Here is a 16143-nt window from a genome sequence, read left to right as displayed (position 1 = left end):
CGACCCGCGGCGCGCCACGGGCGCGCCGCCGAACGTTGCCTATGGCAAGTGATACCCAATTGCGCGCAGGTATGACAAAGGCCCCCGACTCTTTGCTGAGCCGGGGGCCTGACTGGCAACTATGTCGCGGGCGGGTGCCGCGCGAGCCTAGGCGTTACTCCTCGGAGTCGGAGGACTCGTTCTTCTCGACCTGGGAAAGCAGGTCGTGGAGGGAACCGAGGTCCTCGTTGATGACCTGGGACTCGGAGCTATCCTCCTGCTCGTCTTTGGAGGAACCGCCGATGAGCTCGTCGTCGAAGGACTGGTGCTTGGACGGCGCGGCCGTGCCGAGCATGATGTCGCTGTCGGCGTCGGGCGAGAAGACCATGTTGAGCAGCTGGGAGAGGTCCTCGCTGTCCGCCTCGTCCTCGTCGGGCTCGAGGATGTAGAGGAGGTTGCGGGCCTCGAGGCCGTCGCGGAGCTCCTCGATCGCCTTGGCGCCGATGCCGTCGATGCGGAGCAGGTCATCCTCGGTCTTGCCGATGAGGTCGCCCACGGTCTCGATGCCGACCTCGCTGAACTTGTTGGTCCAGCGCTGCGACACGCCGAGGTCGTCGAAGAGGTAGAGCTTCGCGTCCTCGGAAGACAGGGTGCGGCCGTTCTTGGAGTAGACGCCACCGTAGCCGTAGTCGTCGCCGATCCAGTCGAGCTGCTTGGGAAGCTGCTCCTCGATGCCCTTGAGCTCCTCGGGAGCCCACTCGGGAAGCGACTTCGCCATGGGCGAGGTGGGTCCGTCGATGCGCTTGCCGTGGTAGGTGAGCTTGACGTCGTCGTATGCGCGAAGACCGGTGCCCGCCGGGATCTTCTTGCCGACGATGACGTTGGACTTGAGGTCGAGCAGGTGGTCGACCTCGCCCTTGATGGCAGACTCCGTGAGGACGCCAGCCGTGCGGATGAACGACGCGGAGGACAGCCAGGAGTCGATGGAGCTCGCGACCTTGAGGGTGCCGAGGATGACGGGCTCTGCCTCGGGCGGGGTGCCGCCGGCGAGCGCGATGTTGCGGACGGTGTCCGCGAACACGTAGCGGTCGACGTACTGGCCGAGGAGGTACGTGGAGTCGCCGGGGTTGGTGACCTGGACGCGACGGAGCATCTGTCGGGCGATGACCTCGATGTGCTTGTCGTTGAGGTCGACGCCCTGGGACGTGTAGACGTCCTTGACCGACTTCACGAAGGTGTGCATGGTGGACTCGATGTCCGTCAGGCTGCGGAGCTTACGGAAGTTGACGAAGCCGCGGGTGATCTGGTCGCCGGCGCGAACCTCGACGCCGTCCTCAAAGCCCGGCATGAAGCGCACGGACGCGGGGACGCGCCACTCGACGAGAATCCTGGAGCGGTCGTCCGCATCGAGGATGCGGATGAGGTACTCGGTCTGCTCGGGCGTGATCGAGAGGATGCCGGAGTAGGGAGCGAGGTCTGCCTCACGGCCGAGGATCTTCTCGTTAACGTTGCCGACGACGTCGAACATGCGGGCGACCGTCGGGAGGCCCTGCGTGATGTCGTCGGCGCCCGCGACGCCGCCGGAGTGAATCGTACGCATGGTGAGCTGGGTGCCCGGCTCGCCGATGGACTGCGCGGCGATGACGCCGACGGAGGTGCCGATGTTGACGGGACGACGCGTAGAGAGGTCCCAGCCATAGCAGCGCTGGCAGACGCCGTACTTGGACTTGCAGGTGAGCAGGGCGCGGAGCTCGACCTTCTTGAGGCCGGCCTCCACCATCTGCTGGAGCTGCGCCTTGGACTCGACGTAGTCGCCCGCGGCGATGATGACCTCGCCCGTCGTGGGGTTCACGACGTCATGCAGCGTGCAGCGGCCGATGAGGTCGAGGTCGACGTCGGTCTCGCCCGGCTTGATGATGTCGTACGTGACGGCCTCGTCCGTTCCGCAGTCCTCCTCGCGCACGATGACGTCCTGTGCGACGTCGACGAGACGACGGGTGAGGTAGCCGGAGTCGGACGTGTGGGACGCCGTGTCGACGAGGCCCTTGCGGGCGCCGTACGTGGAGATGAAGTACTCCAGCGGCTCGAGGCCCTCGCGGAAGTTGGACTTGATGGGGAGGTCGATCGTGTCGCCGGACATGTCTGCCATGAGGCCACGCATGCCTGCGACCTGACGCAGCTGGGTCTTGGAGCCACGGGCGCCGGAGTCGGCCATCATGAAGATGGGGTTGTCCTCGTTGAAGCCGGCGAGCATCTCGGCGGAGAGCTTGTCGGTGCACTCCGTCCAGGCGTTGACGACCTCGACGTGGCGCTCCTGCTCGGACAGGAAGCCGTCCTCGTAGTACTCGTTGATGGTGTCGACTCGCTCCTGCGCTTCCGCAAGGATCTGCGGCTTGTCCTGCGGGATGGTTGCGTCCCAGACGGAGATGGTCAGGCCGGCGCGGGTGGCGTAGTGGAAGCCGGTCGCCTTGATGGCGTCCAGGATCGGCTCGACCTTCGCGGTGCTGTAGCGGTCGCAGCAGTCGTTGACGAGCTTGGAGATGTCGCCCTTGACCATCTTGTAGTTCATGAACGGATAGTCGTCAGGCAGGCACTTGTTGAAGATGACGCGGCCAATGGTGGTCTCGAAGCGCGCGGAGCCGTTCGTGAGGTCGAGGTCCTCGAACTTGCCCCAGCCGTCGACGATGCGGAAGTAGCGCTTGTCGCCGTCGACGACGTTGGCCTGCTCCGGCTTGACGCGGACGGTGATCTTGCCCTGGATGTCGAGGTCGCCCATGCTGTCGAACGCCGCGAGGGCGTCCTCGAAGCTCGCGAAGGTGTGGATGGAGGGCTGGTCGTCGTTCTTCTCGGTGGTGAGGAAGTACACGCCGAAGACCATGTCCTGGGACGGCACGGTGAGGACCTTGCCCGACGCCGGCGAGCGGAGGTTGTTGCTCGAGAGCATCAGGACGCGGGCCTCGGTCTGGGCCTGCGTGGACAGGGGCACGTGCACGGACATCTGGTCGCCGTCGAAGTCTGCGTTGAACGGCGCGCAGACGAGCGGGTGCAGGTGGATGGCCTTGCCCTCGACGAGCACCGGCTCGAACGCCTGGATGGACAGGCGGTGCAGCGTAGGTGCGCGGTTGAGCAGGACCAGGCGGCCCTTGATGACCTCGTCCAGGACGTCCCAGACCACGGGCATGCCGCGGTCGATGGCGCGCTTGGCACCCTTGATGTTCTCCACCTTGCCGAGCTCGACGAGGCGACGCATGACGAACGGCTTGAAGAGCTCGAGCGCCATCGCGGAGGGGAGGCCGCACTGGTGGAGCTGCAGGCGCGGGTCGACGACGATGACCGAACGGCCGGAGTAGTCGACGCGCTTGCCCAGCAGGTTCTGACGGAAGCGGCCCTGCTTGCCCTTGAGGGACTCGGCGAGGGACTTGAGCGGCCTGCCGCCACGGCCCGTGACCGGGCGACCACGGCGACCGTTGTCGAAGAGGGCGTCCACCGACTCCTGGAGCATGCGCTTCTCGTTGTTGACGATGATCGCGGGAGCGTCCAGATCAAGCAGGCGCTTGAGGCGGTTGTTGCGGTTGATGACGCGGCGGTAGAGGTCGTTGAGGTCGGACGCCGCAAAACGGCCGCCGTCGAGCTGCACCATGGGGCGCAGGTCGGGCGGGATGACCGGAATGACGTCCAGGATCATGTTGGCGGGGTCGTTGCCGCCCTTCAGGAAGGCGTCGACGATCTCGAGGCGCTTGACCGCGCGCTCCTTCTTCTGCTTCTGGGCATCGTCGGACGCGACGATGGAACGAAGGCGCTCGGCCTCCTCGCCCAGGTCGATGCCGCGAAGGAGGTCGCGGATGGCCTCGGCGCCCATGCCGCCCTTGAAGTAGATGGAGTAGTAGCGCTTCATCTCGGTGAAGAGCGACTCGTCGGAGATGAGCTCGCGCTCCTCGAGCTGCATGAACTTGTCGAAGGCGTCCTGGCGGAGCTTCTTCTCCTCCGCGTACTCCTCCTCGAGGTCGGCGATGCCCATGCGGACCTCGTCGGCCGAAAGGACCTCGTCGTCGCCGAACTCGCCGGCGGCATCGGGGTCGCCCTGCGCCTTGAGGCGCTCGATCTCGTCGTCGCGCTCTGCGTCGAGCTCCTCGAGGTCTGCGGCCAGCTCCTCCTTCAGGTCGTCCGCGTCGGCCTCGCGGGCCTCGGCGTCGACGGAGGTGATGACGTAGCTCGCGAAGTACAGGACCTTCTCGAGGTCCTTGCTCTTCATGTCGAGCAGACGCGCCAGGGGGAAGGTCGCGGGGCTCTTGAAGTACCAGATGTGCGAGACGGGCGCGGCCAGCTCGATGTGGCCCATGCGCTCGCGGCGCACCTTGGCGCTCGTGACCTCGACGCCGCAGCGCTCGCAGACGATGCCCTTGAAGCGGATGCCCTTGTACTTGCCGCAGGCGCACTCCCAGTCCTTGACGGGACCGAAGATCTTCTCGCAGAACAGGCCGTCCTTCTCGGGCTTGAGGGTGCGGTAGTTGATGGTCTCGGGCTTCTTGACCTCGCCGTGCGACCAGCTGCGAATCTCATCTGCGGAGGCGAGCGAGATCTTTATCGCGTCGAAATCAGTGGTATCGAAATCTGCCACGTTCGCTACTCCTTATCGTCGGAATTGTCGCCGATCAGGGCCTCGGAGCCCTTCTCGGAATCGGAGGCAACGCCACCGATCAGGTCGTCGGCGCTGTCGGCGCCAGCGAAGACGTCCACGCTGTTCTCGTCCTGGACGTCCTCCTGCGACTTGGGGCCCTTCTCGGGCCTCTTGTAGGAGATCGGCTCGATGTTGAGCGCGAGGGAGCGAATCTCCTTGACGAGGACCTTGAAGGACTCGGGGATGCCGGGCCTGGGGACGTTCTCGCCCTTGACGATGGCCTCGTACGTCTTGACGCGGCCGTTCGTGTCGTCGGACTTGACGGTCATGAGCTCGTGGAGGACGTTGGCCGCGCCGTACGCGTACAGCGCCCAGACCTCCATCTCGCCGAAGCGCTGGCCGCCGAACTGGGCCTTGCCGCCCAGGGGCTGCTGCGTGACGAGGCTGTAGGGGCCGGTCGAACGGGCGTGGATCTTGTCGTCGACCATGTGGCCGAGCTTCAGGATGTACGAGGTGCCGACGGTGATCGGGCTCTCGAAGGGCTCGCCGGTGCGGCCGTCATACAGCGTGGTCTTGCCCATCTCGTTCAGCTGGGGCACGAACTCCTTGCGGAGGTGCTCGCCGTAGGTGCGCAGGGCCTTGTTCATGATGTTGATGTTCGTGCGGCGCAGGGCCTCCTGGACCTCGTCGTCGGTCGCGCCGTCGAGGACGGGCGTCGAGACGTACATCGGGCCGTCCACGACCTCCTTGGAGTCCGCGGAGTCGACGTCCCAGCCGTGGCTCGCGGCCCAACCGAGGTGGCACTCCATGAGCTGTCCCACGTTCATACGGGAGGGGACGCCCAGCGGGTCAAGAAGCACGTCGACGGGCGTGCCGTCGGCCATGTAGGGCATGTCCTCGACCGGCAGTACGTTGCAGACGACGCCCTTGTTGCCGTGACGGCCGGAAATCTTATCGCCCTGCTGGATCTTGCGGCGCTGCGCGACGAAGACGCGGACAAGGTCGTTCACTCCGGGCGGGAGGTCGTCACCGGCCTCGCGGCTGAAGCGGACCACGTCGACGACTCGGCCATAGGCGCCGTGAGGCATCTTCAGGGACGTGTCGCGAACGTCGTGCGCCTTGGCACCGAAGATCGCGCGGAGCAGGCGCTCCTCTGCGGTAAGGGCCTGCTCGCCCTTCGGGGTCACCTTGCCGACGAGGATGTCGCCGGGGCCGACCTCGGCGCCGATGCGGATGATGCCGTCGTCGTCGAGGTTCGCGAGCATGTCCTCGCTCTGGTTCGGGATCTCGCGCGTGATCTCCTCGGGACCGAGCTTCGTGTCGCGGGCGTCGATCTCGTGACGGGAGATGTTGATGGAGGTGAGCAGGTCGTCCTGGACAACGCGCTCCGAGACGACGATGCCGTCCTCGTAGTTGTAGCCCTCCCACGGCATGTACGCCACGGTCAGGTTCGTGCCAAGCGCAAGCTCGCCGTGGTCGATGGACGTGCCGTCGGTCAGGGGCTCGCCGGCCTCGACCTTCTGGCCCACGTGGACCACGGGACGGTGGTTGATGCAGGTGCTCTGGTTCGAGCGCTGGTACTTGGGCAGGTCGAAGCGCTCGGGGCCGTTCGCGGTGTCGACGGTCACGTGAGCCGCGTCGACCTCGACGACGGTGCCGGAATGCTTCGCGACGATGAGCTCGCCGGAGTCGAGCGCGGCGCGGCGCTCGAGGCCGGTGCCGACGTACGGCGCGTGCGGCTTGATCAGGGGCACGGCCTGGCGCTGCATGTTAGCGCCCATGAGGGTACGCTTTGCGTCGTCGTGCTCCAGGAACGGAATGAGGTTCGCCGCGACGGAGAGAAGCTGGCGCGGGGAGACGTCCATGTAGTCGACGGTCTCGACGGGCACGGACGCGGGAGCGCCGAACGAGCCGTCGAAGTTGCGCGTACGCGCGATGACGGTCTCGGGCTTGTAGGTCTTGCCCTCGGGGTCGACGGCGACGAAGTGGCCGGTGCTCGGGTCGACGGGGGTGTTCGCCGGCGCGATGACGTGGTTCTCCTCCTCGTCGGCGGTCATCCAGTCGATGTCGTCCGTGACGCGGCCGTCCACGACGCGACGGTACGGCGCCTCGATGAAGCCATACTCGTTGACGTGCGCATACAGCGCGAGCGAGCCGATGAGGCCGATGTTCGGGCCTTCGGGCGTCTCGATCGGGCACATGCGCGCGTAGTGGGAGTTGTGGACGTCGCGGACCGCAGTCGGGACGTTCGTACGGCGGCTGGAGCCAGACTTGTGGCCGGCAAGGCCACCAGGGCCAAGCGCGGACAGACGGCGCTTGTGGGTCAGGCCGGCAAGCGGGTTGGACTGGTCCATGAACTGGGACAGCTGAGAAGAGCCGAAGAACTCCTTGATGGCCGCCACGATGGGACGAATGTTGATCAGGGACTGCGGCGTGATGTCATCGGCGTCCTGGGAGGCCATGCGCTCGCGGATGACGCGCTCCATGCGGCTCATGCCGATGCGGAACTGGTTCTGCACCAGCTCGCCAACGGTGCGGACGCGACGGTTGCCAAAGTGGTCGATGTCGTCGAACTTCTTGGTGTTGTCGCCCTCGTGCAGCGCGAGCAGGTACCTCAGCGCACACACGATGTCCTCCTGCGTCAGGATCTTCTCCTGCGCGTCGATATCCAGCCCAAGCTTCTTGTTGATCTTGTAGCGACCGACGCGAGCGAGGTCGTAGCGCTGGTGGTTGAAGTACAGGCCGTCCAGCAGCTTCATCGCGGAGTCGACGGTGGGGGGCTCGCCCGGGCGCTGACGACGGTAGATCTCGAGAAGGGCGTCCTCGCGAGTCGTGGCAACGTCGCGCTCAAGCGTCGCACGAACCACGTCGGAGTCGCCAAGCAGGTTCATGATCTCGTCGTCGCTCTCGGCGATGCCGAGCGCACGAAGCAGCAGGGTCGCGCTCTGGCGACGCTTGCGGTCGATGGAGACCACCAGGTGGCCGTGCTTGTCGACCTCGAACTCGAGCCATGCGCCACGCGCAGGAATGAACTGCACGTGCTGCACGGTCACGCCGTTGTCCAGCTCCTCGGAGAAGTACACGCCAGGCGAACGGACCAGCTGCGAGACGACGACGCGCTCGGTGCCGTTGATGATGAAGGTGCCGCGGTCGGTCATCAGGGGGAAGTCGCCCATGAAGACGAGCTGCTCCTTGATCTCGCCCGTGTCGGTGTTCACAAAGCGCACGTCCACGAAGAGCGGCGCCTGGTACGACATGTCCTTGGCGCGGCACTCGGCAATGTCCGCGGGCGCATCGCCAAACTGGTGTTCACCAAAGGTGACCTGCATGTTCTTCGCGGAGTTCTCGATGGGCGAAAACTCGGCAAAGCACTCGGCCAGGCCTTCGGTCATGAAGCGGTTGAAAGACTCCTTCTGTACGGAAATGAGGTTGGGCAACTCCATCGCACTAGGGATCTTGCTGAAGCTCACGCGCTTGCGCTGCTCCTGTGCGGGCTGGGAAGACTTTGCGGTAGGCACCAGGCACTTCCTCCTTCGACGAGATAAAAAGCGGCAGTTGTCGCAATCTAATAACTTAACGAAGTTGGAATTCCAGGTCAATGAAAAGTCTTGACATTCGAGACCCTTTTTATTAGGGGAGAAAAGCAAGGCTTCTACCTGCGAAAACGCATTTCGAATTTGTGGTCAGATTGTGGGCTGTTACATTCCAAACCGACGGGACGACGAAATTCAGCACAGAAATCTTCCAGTGCCCATAGATTCTCGTCCGCCATCGACCCGGCCGCGCGCTCGTACCGAAAGGCAACCGAATCCGCGACCGGCCAGAGAGACGATGTCTGAAGAGCGCTGCGCAAGCCCTTCTCGCATTGGCGGTCCTACGCAAAAGGGCCCGGACCTTGCGGTCCGGACCCTATACGTGCGAAGTGCTGAAGGAGCGTTCGTTACTTCAGGGTAACGGTAGCGCCGGCCTCCTCGAGCTGCTTCTTGGCGTCCTCGGCGTCCTCCTTCTTGGCACCCTCGAGGATGACCTTAGGAGCGGACTCGACGGCCTCCTTGGCCTCCTTCAGGCCAAGGGAGGTGAGGGCGCGGACGACCTTGATGACGGCGATCTTGTTGGAGCCGAAGGAGGTCAGCTCGACGTCGAAGTTGGTCTTCTCCTCAGCGGGAGCAGCATCGGCCGCGGGAGCGGCGGCAGCGACGGCGACAGGAGCGGCAGCGGAGACGCCGAAGACGTCCTCCAGCTCGTGAACGAGCTCGGAAAGCTCGAGGGCGGGCATCTCCTTGAGGGCCTCGATGATCTCATCCTTGGTGACAGCCATGTCAATTCTCCTTTGTTAGTGGGCGCTTCCTGCGCCCATAGAATTCTTGGTAGTGCAACGTGCAATGGTGCTTTCGAAGAGCGCCTGTCTAGGCGGCGTTCTTCTGGTCTGCGATGGCGTCCAGGACGGTCGCAAGACCCCTGGCGGGACCAGCGCAAACCTGAGCGATGCCGGAAAGCGGGCTTGCGATGACGTAAACCAGCTTGGCCATGAGCTCCTCGCGAGAGGGCAGCTCCGCGTACGCCTTGGCCTCGTCCGCAGAGAGGGACTGGCCGTCAGCGATGGCTCCGAGCCACTCGATCTTCTTGAGGGAGTTGGACTCCTCCTTGATGACCTTGGCAGCGGCGACGGGGTCGTCCTCGTAGAAGACGTAGGCGACGGTGCCTGCAACGTCAGCCACGGGCATCTCGGCCTGCTCAAGAGCGATCTTCACGATGTTGTTCTTGTAGACCTTCATGTGAGCGCCGGCCTGGGTGAGCTTGCGACGAAGCTCCTGGGTCTCCTTGACGGTAAGACCGCGGTAGTCAATGAAGAAGACACCCTTGGAGTTGTCAATGGACTCCTTGACCTTGGCGAGCATCTCGACGTTCTTGCTGTTGGGCATGAAATACACCTCCTTGATCCGATCGGGCACATGCCGCCGACGCGGCGGGCCTTCACGAAAAAGACCCCGCTTGGTGCAGCCAAAGCAGGGTCTAAGAAGCTATTCCAAGACCACCTCGGCTGGCGGGATAACCCCTTTGAGCCCTTGCGGGCACCTGCTGTCTTTGGCAGCGGTACGTGCTATGTAAAATTGCATGACCAACGTCATGCGTGGAGTATTCTTACATCATCCATGCCGGACGTCAAGCAAAGGCGACGCGTTCTTCTCGTCTTCACATTGTGTGCGCATGGACATTCGATCGCGGCAGCCCCCACCGTCAGCCATAGCTTCGCGCCCGTACGCCGAAAGGACCGTAGGCGAGAAGAGCAGAATGCCGGCCCGGGCAGTCCCGAACCGGCATTCGTACGTTGCTTCTGTCTAGCGACCGCTAGGCGACTAGCTTGCTACTCGGCGAGGAAGTCGCGGGTGACTGCGGAGTCGACCTTGACGCCAGGGCCCATCGTCGAAGAGAAGGAAACGGACTTGACGTAACGGCCCTTAGCCGTGGACGGCTTAACGCGGAGAATCTCGGTGTAGAGAGCCGCGTAGTTCTCGACCAGCTGCTCGACGGTGAAGGAGACCTTGCCCATCGGAACGTGGCAGATGCCGTAGCGGTCGGCGCGGTACTCGACACGACCGGCCTTGAGCTCCTTGACCATCTTCTCGACGTCCATGGTGACGGTGCCGAGCTTGGGGTTCGGCATCAGGCCACGGGGGCCGAGGATGCGGCCGAGACGGCCGACCTTGCCCATGAGGTTGGGGGTCGCGATGACGGCGTCGAAGTTGATGTTGCCCTTCTGGACATCCTCAACGAGGTCGTCGGAGCCGACGATGTCGGCGCCAGCAGCCTTGGCCTCGTCGGCCTTGGCGCCCTCTGCGAAGACGGCGACGCGGACGGTCTTGCCGGTTCCGTTGGGCAGGGAGATGGAGCCACGGACGTTCTGGTCGGCCTTGCGGGTGTCGACGCCCAGGCGAATGGAAGCCTCGACGGTCTCGTCGAACTTGGCGGTGGAGAGCTCCTTCACGAGCTCCATGGCCTTCTTCGGGCTGTAGACCTCTGCCTTGTCGAACTTGGCCGTGGCGTTGGTGTAGTTCTTTCCGTGCTTCGCCATTTCTTACCTCCTGTGTGGTTAGCGGGCGGCGTGGCCCTCCCACGTAGTTGGTGGATCACCACCGTTATCGGACACGCCCGGCGACGCCGGGCGCTTAGAGCCTTCTACTCGGCGATCGTGACACCCATGGAGCGAGCGGTGCCCGCGACGATCTTCTTGGCGGCCTCGATGTCGTTCGCGTTGAGGTCCGGCATCTTGATCTCGGCGATCTTGGTGAGCTGCTCCTGGGAGAGCTGGCCGACCTTATCGCGCTGGGGAACGCCAGAGCCGCTCTTGAGGCCGAGCTCCTTCTTGATCAGCTGGGCCGCGGGAGGGGTCTTGCACACGAAGTCGAAAGTGCGGTCCTCGTAGACGGTGATCTCGACAGGGATGATGTCACCCTTCTTGTCGGAGGTCGCCGCATTGAACGCCTGGCAGAACTGCATGATGTTGACCTGGGCGGCACCGAGGGCAGGGCCGACGGGAGGCGCGGGGTTAGCTGCGCCAGCAGGAATCTGGAGCTTGATGAAGTGGGTAACCTTCTTGGCCATTGTGGTCTCCTACACAGAGTTTTGCGTTTCCTATATCAACCGACCCCGGAGAAGCCATCCTCACCGATACCGGGACCGACTGGTTGCTAAGCGATGATGGTGATCTGGTCGAGGGTGAGTTCGACGGGCGTCACGCGGCCGAAGATCGTGAGCATAACCTTGACCTTGCCCGCCTCGGCATTGACCTCGGACACCTGGCCGTCGAAGTCCGCAAGCGGCCCAGAGACGACCTTGACCGACATGCCGGGCTCGATGTTGGTGGTGGTCGTAACGTGCTTCTGCTGCTTGGAGCCGTTCGAGTTGCCTCCACCGCGGTGCATGATCTTGTTGAACTCAGACCTACGAAGCGGAGCGGGCTTGCTACCGTCTAGGCCGAGGAAGCCGGTGACACCCTCAGTGTTGCGAACGAGGGTCCACGTGTCGTCGTTCATCTCCATGCGAACGAGCACATAGCCCGGGAAGACCTTCTCTTCCTTGGTCTCGCGCTTGCCACCGTCCTTGATCTCGGTGACGTCCTCGGTCGGAATCTGAATGTCGACGATCTTGTCCTGCATGCCGTTGATCTCGGCCCGGTGCTCGATCTCGCCCTTCACCTTGTTCTCGTAGCCCGAGTAGGTGTGGACCACATACCAGCGCTTTGCCATGTCCTATCCCCTCAGTCCAGTGAATCCTACGAGTACGGCAACGAATCCGGTGTCAACAAGCCACACGCACACGCCAAACACGACCAGCATGACGATGACCGCGACCGAATAGCTCTTGAGCTCGTTACGGTCAGGCCAGACGACGCGGTGCATCTCTGCCTTCACGTCGCGGAAGTAGCCACGAATGCGACCCGGCTTCTTCGCCGGCTTCTCGGACTTCTTCGTAGAGGCCTGGGCAACCGAAGCGTCAGCCTTCTTCGCCGGTTCCTTCGAACCGGACTGGGAAGCGGCGCGGGTGGCCTCGAGCGCGGCACGCTCAGCGGAGCGGGCCTTGCGTGCGCTTCTTCTCTGACGCTCCTTCTTTGCCATGAAACGAAACCCCTATTCATAGAAACCGGCTAACCCCAAGAAGGGATAGCCGGTGGTGTAATCTGGCAGGCCAGGTAGGACTCGAACCCACAACAAACGGTTTTGGAGACCGCCGCTCTACCATTGGAGCTACTGGCCTGTATGACCCTTATTTTAGCGGGTCTCCCTGTGAAGGGTGTGCTTGTGGCACCACGGGCAATATTTCTTCAACTCCATGCGATCCGGAGTGTTTGCCTTGTTCTTCTTCGTGGTGTAATTGCGACGCTTGCACTCAGTGCATGCAAGGGTAACGAGTGTACGCATTGATCCTCCTATAGATAACCGCCACGGGACTACCCCTGCGTCGGCGATGGTATACGCTACCATTCAATGGTTCAGTCTGTCAACTGGATGGGTTTGTCATTCGTCGACTCGACAAAACCATCAAATATCAGCGTATACGCCAGAAGAAAACAGCCCGACGCCCCAAACGAGGCGTCGGGCCAAAACTACGAGCTATGTGTAGCTAGATACTACGCAATGATCGTGGAGACACGGCCGTCGCCGACGGTGTGGCCACCCTCGCGGATAGCGAAGCGGAGGCCCTCCTCCATGGCGATCGGGTGAATGAGGTCGCAGTGGATGGTGATGTGGTCGCCAGGCATAGCCATCTCAACCTTGTTGCCATCGGAGTCGGTGAGCTCAGTGATGTCGCCAGTCACGTCAGTGGTACGGAAGTAGAACTGGGGACGATAGCCGGAGAAGAACGGGGTGTGACGGCCACCCTCCTCCTTGGTGAGGACGTAGATCTCGCCGGTGAACTCGTGGTGAGGGGTAACGGAGCCGGGCTTGCAGAGAACCTGGCCACGGACAACGTCCTCACGCTTGATGCCACGGAGCAGGATGCCGACGTTGTCGCCAGCCTCGCAGAAGTCCATGGTCTTGCGGAACATCTCGATGCCGGTGGCAGTGGAGGTCTGGGTGTCCTTGATGCCGACGATCTCGACGGGCTCGTTGAGCTTGAGCTCACCACGCTCGACACGGCCGGTGACGACGGTACCACGGCCGGAGATGGTCATGACGTCCTCGATGGCCATCAGGAAAGGCTTCTCGTTGTCACGAGCGGGGGTCGGGATGTAGGAGTCAACGGTGTGCATGAGCTCGACGATGGAGTCGACCCACTTCTGCTCGCCGTTGAGGGCGCCAAGAGCGGAGCCACGGATGATGGGGATGTCGTCTCCGGGGAAGCCGTACTCGGACAGGAGGTCGCGGGTCTCCATCTCGACGAGGTCGATGAGCTCCTCGTCGTCGACCATGTCGCACTTGTTCAGGAAGACGACGATGTACTTAACGCCAACCTGACGGGCGAGGAGGATGTGCTCACGAGTCTGAGCCATGGGGCCGTCGGTCGCTGCGATGACGAGGATGGCACCATCCATCTGAGCAGCGCCGGAGATCATGTTCTTGACGTAGTCAGCGTGGCCCGGGCAGTCGACGTGCGCGTAGTGGCGCTCCCAGGTCTCGTACTCGACGTGGGCGACAGAAATGGTAATACCACGCTGACGCTCCTCGGGAGCCTTGTCGATGTTCTCGAAGGCGGTGTAGTCGGCCTTGCAGCCCTCGGTCTCGGAGAGAACCTTGGTGATGGCTGCGGTAAGGGTGGTCTTACCGTGGTCGACGTGACCAATCGTACCGATGTTTACGTGTGGCTTAGAACGGTCGAACTTCTCCTTGGCCATTGCCAATCCTCCTTTTGAAACAACCTTCGCGGGCTATTCCATGGTACTAAAAACGACGCCTAATTATGCTCAGAGGCGCCGAAGCGCCTCATTAAAGCCATGGTACCGGTGACTGGATTCGAACCAGTGACATCGCGGGTATGAGCCGCGTGCTCTAACCAGCTGAGCTACACCGGCATGGTGTGTGGCACTTGAAACATGGAGCCCGCGACCGGATTCGAACCGGTGACCTCTTCGTTACCAACGAAGTGCTCTACCGACTGAGCTACACGGGCCTGGAATGGTGGGGATGCTTGGACTCGAACCAAGGAACCCAGAGGGAGCGGATTTACAGTCCGCCGCAGTTGCCGCTGTGCCACATCCCCATTCCGTTTTCAAGCTGCTTGCTCGTTCGTTCGCGAGGACTTCCCTTGCAAGCGGAAAGTATACTACGGCCCGCGGACCAGCTTGTCAACTCATTCCACCCAACCGGGCGTATCCCCCTCATATTTCCTACATAATTGCAGGTAGGGCATGTCGTTCTTCTCTTCGAAACATTGCGTTGGGATAAAAAAGGCGCCAAAACCCGCAAAAGGTTTTGGCGCTGATTTTTCTGGAGCTGGCGATAGGGCTCGAACCTACAACAACTGGTTTACAAAACCAGGGCTCTACCATTGAGCTACGCCAGCGGGTCCTAGCATCATAGCGCCTTGGCCGGACGTTGTCGAGGGCGGCTGGCAGGGCGGCGTCTCGATGGCGCGGGCGCCTAGATGCGGCCGAGCAGCCTATCCAGCTTCTGGCGCGTCTTGGGGTCGAGCCTGTCCTCCAGCGTGAGGTGCTGGTGGTTGCGCTCCTCGTTCGCCGCGCGCACGTCCTCCACGATGGCGCCCACGTCCGCGATGAGCACGTCGCTCGACACGCGCGTGACGGGCACGCCGCCCACCGTGGCGCGAATGGTGTTGTCGGACGTGATGACCGTGACGGCGCGCACGTGGTGGCGGGCCTCCGTAACCAGGCGCTCTATGACGCTGTCCGCGTCCTCGCCCGTGGGCGAGAAGACCGTGCGCACGCCGGCGACGGTGAGGTTCGGGCGCTCGGGCGAGACGTTGCCGGCGGCGTCGAACACGACGACGGCCTCGTAGCGGCCCTGCGCGTACGCAGCCACGTCTGCTATGAGCAGCTGGCGCGCGCGGTCGAACGGGTCGGTATCGCCAAGGCGGCCGGACGGCTTATCCACGAGGCACATGTAGCGCTGGGACTTGTGGATGACGTTGTAGCCGTCCACCACCAGAAGCTCCGCGGGCCGCGCCATGCTAGCGCTCCCCCACCGGCGTCGCGGCGCCTGCGGGCGCGTCCGCCGCGGCAGCACTCTCGCGACGAAGCCACTCGTAGCACATGACCGTGGCGGCCTGGGCCACGTTGAGCGACTCCACCCTGCCCCGCTGCGGCAGGCGGCACTCGAAGTCGCACTTCTTGCGCACCAGCTGCGAGATCCCGGAGCCCTCCGAGCCCATGACCAGGCACAGCCTTCCCTCGAGCGGCGCGGACCACACGTCCTGCGTCGCGTGCTCCGTGGAGCCGGCCACCCAGAAGCCGGCGCGCTTGAGCTCGTCTATCGCGGTCGCGAGGTTTGGCACCTGCGCTATGGGCACGTGCAGCACCGCGCCGGCGGACGTCTTGTACGCGCCAACGCCCACGCCGGCCGCGCGCGCCTTCGCGATGACGACGCCGGCCGCGCCCACGACCTCCGCAGAGCGGACGATCGCGCCGAAGTTGCCCTCGTCGGTCACGTGGTCGAGAAGAACCACGAGCGCGTGGCCGTCGCCCGCGTTTGCGATGACGTCCGAGAGTTCCGCGTAGGCGAACGGACGGGTCTGCACCACGATGCCCTGGTGGGCGCCGTGCGAGCTGATGGCATCGAGCCGGCCCTTCGGCACGCGCTCCACCGGGACGCCGGCCGCCTCCAGCCTGCGGACGAGGCCGGCGAGCGTCTGGTCCTGCTCGCCGCCCATGGCCACGAGCGCGCGCTTCAGCGGGAGTCCGCCCTCCAGGGCCTCCGCGCACGCGCGGCGACCCTCGATGAGGTCCGTCGTGGGGCGCTGGCCCTGGGCGGGGCGCTGGCCCTGGCGGTGCTGGCCGCCCCTGCGGGCGTCGTCGCGGGAGGCGGGCCCGCGCTGGCCCTGGCCGCGCGATGCCCGGTCTGTCTCTTATACACATCTGACGCTGCCGACGA

Annotated in this window: 11 protein-coding genes, 5 tRNA genes and 1 pseudogene; all 17 read right to left on the bottom strand. The window is 63.7% G+C overall.

Annotated features, from left to right (window positions below):
- Nucleotides 1-154: 154 nt before the first annotated feature.
- The gene (locus tag ACTQWE_RS04645; RefSeq protein WP_170103918.1) at nt 155-4597 is read right to left on the bottom strand and encodes a DNA-directed RNA polymerase subunit beta'; all 4443 of its coding nucleotides are present in this window, start codon (nt 4595-4597) and stop codon (nt 155-157) included.
- A gap of 5 nt (nt 4598-4602) precedes the next feature.
- A complete protein-coding gene (rpoB, locus tag ACTQWE_RS04640; RefSeq protein WP_441856617.1) occupies nt 4603-8115 on the bottom strand; it encodes a DNA-directed RNA polymerase subunit beta in 3513 nt (1170 codons plus the stop codon).
- 422 nt (nt 8116-8537) lie between these two features.
- A complete protein-coding gene (gene rplL / locus ACTQWE_RS04635) occupies nt 8538-8915 on the bottom strand; it encodes a 50S ribosomal protein L7/L12 (protein ID WP_090845498.1) in 378 nt (125 codons plus the stop codon).
- A gap of 88 nt (nt 8916-9003) precedes the next feature.
- Nucleotides 9004-9519 (bottom strand): 50S ribosomal protein L10, encoded by a 516-nt coding sequence (gene rplJ, locus ACTQWE_RS04630; RefSeq protein WP_170103916.1) that lies wholly within the window; start codon nt 9517-9519, stop codon nt 9004-9006.
- Between the two features lie 443 nt (nt 9520-9962).
- Complete coding sequence (gene rplA / locus ACTQWE_RS04625; RefSeq protein WP_170103915.1) at nt 9963-10670, bottom strand: 50S ribosomal protein L1; 708 nt, start codon at nt 10668-10670, stop codon at nt 9963-9965.
- Nucleotides 10671-10774: 104 nt separating this feature from the next.
- Nucleotides 10775-11200 (bottom strand): 50S ribosomal protein L11, encoded by a 426-nt coding sequence (gene rplK, locus ACTQWE_RS04620; protein ID WP_090845492.1) that lies wholly within the window; start codon nt 11198-11200, stop codon nt 10775-10777.
- 86 nt (nt 11201-11286) lie between these two features.
- Nucleotides 11287-11844, bottom strand: coding sequence for a transcription termination/antitermination protein NusG (gene nusG / locus ACTQWE_RS04615; RefSeq protein ID WP_441856618.1), 558 nt, complete (start codon nt 11842-11844; stop codon nt 11287-11289).
- 3 nt (nt 11845-11847) lie between these two features.
- Nucleotides 11848-12213: a preprotein translocase subunit SecE gene (gene secE / locus ACTQWE_RS04610; RefSeq protein ID WP_170103913.1), complete on the bottom strand. Its 366-nt coding sequence runs from the start codon at nt 12211-12213 to the stop codon at nt 11848-11850.
- 63 nt (nt 12214-12276) lie between these two features.
- Nucleotides 12277-12352 (bottom strand) — tRNA-Trp (locus ACTQWE_RS04605).
- Between the two features lie 14 nt (nt 12353-12366).
- Nucleotides 12367-12516, bottom strand: a complete 150-nt coding sequence (rpmG, locus tag ACTQWE_RS04600) for a 50S ribosomal protein L33 (protein ID WP_090845486.1) — start codon at nt 12514-12516, stop codon at nt 12367-12369.
- A gap of 209 nt (nt 12517-12725) precedes the next feature.
- Nucleotides 12726-13931, bottom strand: coding sequence for an elongation factor Tu (gene tuf, locus ACTQWE_RS04595; RefSeq protein WP_090845484.1), 1206 nt, complete (start codon nt 13929-13931; stop codon nt 12726-12728).
- A 100-nt stretch (nt 13932-14031) separates the two neighbouring features.
- Nucleotides 14032-14108: transfer RNA gene (locus ACTQWE_RS04590), tRNA-Met, on the bottom strand.
- A 22-nt stretch (nt 14109-14130) separates the two neighbouring features.
- A tRNA-Thr gene (locus tag ACTQWE_RS04585) sits at nt 14131-14206 on the bottom strand.
- A 6-nt stretch (nt 14207-14212) separates the two neighbouring features.
- Nucleotides 14213-14296, bottom strand: a tRNA-Tyr gene (locus ACTQWE_RS04580).
- Nucleotides 14297-14524: 228 nt separating this feature from the next.
- A tRNA-Thr gene (locus tag ACTQWE_RS04575) sits at nt 14525-14599 on the bottom strand.
- 77 nt (nt 14600-14676) lie between these two features.
- Nucleotides 14677-15222: an NYN domain-containing protein gene (locus ACTQWE_RS04570; protein ID WP_441856619.1), complete on the bottom strand. Its 546-nt coding sequence runs from the start codon at nt 15220-15222 to the stop codon at nt 14677-14679.
- A gap of 1 nt (nt 15223) precedes the next feature.
- A pseudogene (rlmB, locus tag ACTQWE_RS04565) lies at nt 15224-16111 on the bottom strand (23S rRNA (guanosine(2251)-2'-O)-methyltransferase RlmB); the annotation flags it as partial.
- Nucleotides 16112-16143: the final 32 nt, after the last annotated feature.

The organism is Parafannyhessea sp. LCP19S3_B1 (genome assembly GCF_052121955.1).
Lineage (GTDB): Bacteria > Actinomycetota > Coriobacteriia > Coriobacteriales > Atopobiaceae > Parafannyhessea.
Note: the sequence above shows the minus strand (reverse complement) of the source record. Positions and strands in the feature narration are given on the sequence as shown.